This window comes from Okeania sp. SIO2B9, assembly GCF_010672505.1.
Taxonomy (GTDB): domain Bacteria; phylum Cyanobacteriota; class Cyanobacteriia; order Cyanobacteriales; family Microcoleaceae; genus Okeania; species Okeania hirsuta.
Genome location: NZ_JAAHGK010000982.1, coordinates 1 through 2,976 on the forward strand (window position 1 = coordinate 1; position 2,976 = coordinate 2,976).

A 2,976-nucleotide genomic window follows, 5' to 3' on the forward strand; every position below is an offset into this window, starting at 1 on the left:
TCGGCGTTGGTAATTGGTAAAATGATTTTTTACTAGGGGTGAGACCCATCACTTACTTTGGTAAAATATATTAGAGGTATCAGAAACAGACTACTCTTAAAGTTTCATCTCTTGATTGACCAACGCCGAACTTTTTGATTAATGCACGGATAGATTATATACTAGCATAAGTAATAGTATTGCCAACTAATCTGATAATTTATTTTCACGCATAATGACAAGGAAATCTTAAATAAAAGGGCAAAATATAGGTATTGTAGATTACAGATTTTTCACCACAACTTTCCCAAATTTCAAGTTTTTCTTGACGATACTTCTCTGCTTTTTGCTGTTGACCTATATGGCAATAAACTTTCTCGATTAAATTCATAGTATTGGCTAATTCTGCTCTATATTGGGAGATAATACTTTGACTGAAGCAAATTTTTTCTTGTTGGAGTAGTTGGTTTGTTTGAGATAATTTTTTGCTATTAAGATAATTATTGTGGAGAATATTTTTATCTAAAGAATCTGTAGTTTGACTAAATTTATTCAAAGTTACTTTGCAAATTTTCTGACGAATAGCTAAAGTAAGTTCTAGGATTTCTTTTGCTTGGGTATATCGACCGATCCATAAGTAAGCTTCTCCTATATTATAAAGAGCTGTAGCAATGTTAGTTTGGCAAGCTAATTTATCTAATTCTGATTTTCTTTCAAGTTTATGGAAAATTTCTAGAGATTTTTGACAACAGTTAAGAGTTTGTTCAAATAACCCTAGTAAATTGTATATTTCGCCTAAGTGATTAAGAATTATACCCATTCCTAATAAATTACAAAAATCTTGGGCAATTTCTAAAGCTTGAGCATAGTATCTTAAGGCAGAAGTATATTCTATAGACAAACAATAAGTTTCGCCAATATCATTCAAAATCATTACAACTCGATTTTGGTCGCCAATTTCTTGAGCAAGTTGCAAGGCTAAATTGAGATATTTTAAGGCACAATCATATTTTTCCAGACGACGATAAACTAATCCAATACGGTTTAAAATATTTATTTGTTGCTCAGATGTGAGCACAATTTTTAACGCTTCCTGAAAAGTATTTAATGCAGTTTCAAATTGTCCCAGATCGAATAAGCGATCGCCTGTTTGAGATAGTTGTTTTAATTCTGCGGAATAGATAGCAGTGGACACGATAAGTAGTTCCTCCAGAACAATACTGGTAATTTTCCGGTTGTAAACTACTCTATTTCTCAAAGTTGGCAGGTTATGCAGAAATTTGCACTACATTGTGGAGATAAAATGTAGTACAAAAATAATTGTTACTTATTGTATCATGTGCCCCCTCCGGGGAGCTATACTAGCGGATAATTACTTATAATAAAGTTTTTGTTCGTAGTTTTGCTCTAGCCCTTACAATACTTAGGAGTCATGTAAAAATAATTTGTACAAATTTTATCTGGGATCAACTGTGAAATTAGCTTCCATCAAAAAAACTGTAATGGTTATTGTTACACTAGTCCTTAGTATTATTGCTTAAGCCCAACTACGAGCCTAATTATAACTGTATATTAGTAGTCAGTATAGGATGCTAAACCCTTAAATATTTAGTTAGTATTGCTAAAAACTTTACTATTCCCTATGACCCATCAGTTTAAATTGGATCTATGTGCAATTAAACGGATTAATAGATAATAAATATCTAAAAAAAATGCTATGGGTTGATACATTTAAGTTGTCTATCCGAAGGTTTCCTCACCTAAAAATTTGTAGCAAACTTTTTCTCAGTTAGAATAACTCAATATTTATTTGCCCACTCAATTTCGTCAACAACTTTTATGTTTTTCTTTATAGGTTTAATACTCCACCGTCCATAATTGGTTGGGGATAGTCTTCGACCTGCCACTTCGTGTCTACAAATCCCATCCACTTTTTCCTTCTTCAAAATGATTTAGCATTATTGTTGCAAAATTTGATAACGCCAAACCGATCAAAATCATGGATTAAATTCAAAAGGAGGAAAAGTCTCCTGATTTTCTGGTGTCAAATAAACTGTAGCAATAAACTTCTCATTCCAACCTCCTACAACATTAGTAAATATATAAAAATCATCCTCATTGGAATTTAATTTCTGTTCAACTAAAATTCCCGTTGCATCACTAACCCGCAATTTTATTTTTTCCGGTAAACCCATCCCTGTAGGCGTACTTAATATTAATAGCAACATCCATTCTAATGTTGAATCTGAGACTAAAGACCAAGTTAAAGCATACAATCTTAAAGGAATTCCAGCTAATAATAAATCGTGATAAGCAACCCTAGCATGAGGAGGAATATATACACCATTTTTGGGCAACTCTCTGATAATTCCAGCAATTTCTTCTGTAGGAGAAGATATTCCTCTCATGGGAGATAGTGCCGATAATTCTGGCAATAAAACCCAGGATAATTCATTGGCAAAATCATCTAATTCATTCTTTAACCAACGCCCCACATTAATTGTAGGTTCAGTCAAGATACTAAGTAAATCTGGTAAATATTTACTCAGACTACTTAAAGAATTTTCTGAATTTTCTGTAATTTCTACTAAATTATTCGGAATATTCCCCTCCTCTATATCTATTTGCAATTGCCAATTATATATCCAATTTAATAACTCAGAATTAGTTAGGATAGTTTTTCCCTGTTCCCAGTTAAAAGATTCCCATAAATTTTGTGCGGATAGCTGAGGTAATAATTTTGTTAATTCAGCTTTAGCTGCAGCTAAATTATTTGACTTAGGTTGTACCTCTGGCAAGGCAATTCCTGCTATATCCAAACAACGAAGATAAAGTAATAAATTATCTATTTCTGTATCAAACCAACTCCAGGGAATTTGATAATTCCAATCTTCATCTGGCAGTAGATTAAGCTGTGTTTTATTGCCCATTAAATCTGCATAAGAAATAAAACTATTAATCACAACTTTTTCTAGTTCTTCTTGTACTTCCACAACT

General features: G+C 32.3%; 3 protein-coding genes. All 3 read right to left on the reverse strand.

Annotated features, from left to right (window positions below):
- Nucleotides 1-205: 205 nt before the first annotated feature.
- Entirely contained in the window at nt 206-1,174 is a 969-nt protein-coding gene (locus F6K13_RS26300) for a tetratricopeptide repeat protein (RefSeq protein WP_124146690.1), read from the reverse strand.
- Between the two features lie 604 nt (nt 1,175-1,778).
- Nucleotides 1,779-1,925: a hypothetical protein gene (locus F6K13_RS26305; RefSeq protein WP_287288888.1), complete on the reverse strand. Its 147-nt coding sequence runs from the start codon at nt 1,923-1,925 to the stop codon at nt 1,779-1,781.
- 51 nt (nt 1,926-1,976) lie between these two features.
- Nucleotides 1,977-2,976, reverse strand: a 1,000-nt coding sequence (locus tag F6K13_RS26310; RefSeq protein WP_287288890.1) for a DUF1822 family protein, incomplete at its 5' end; no start/stop codon positions are given.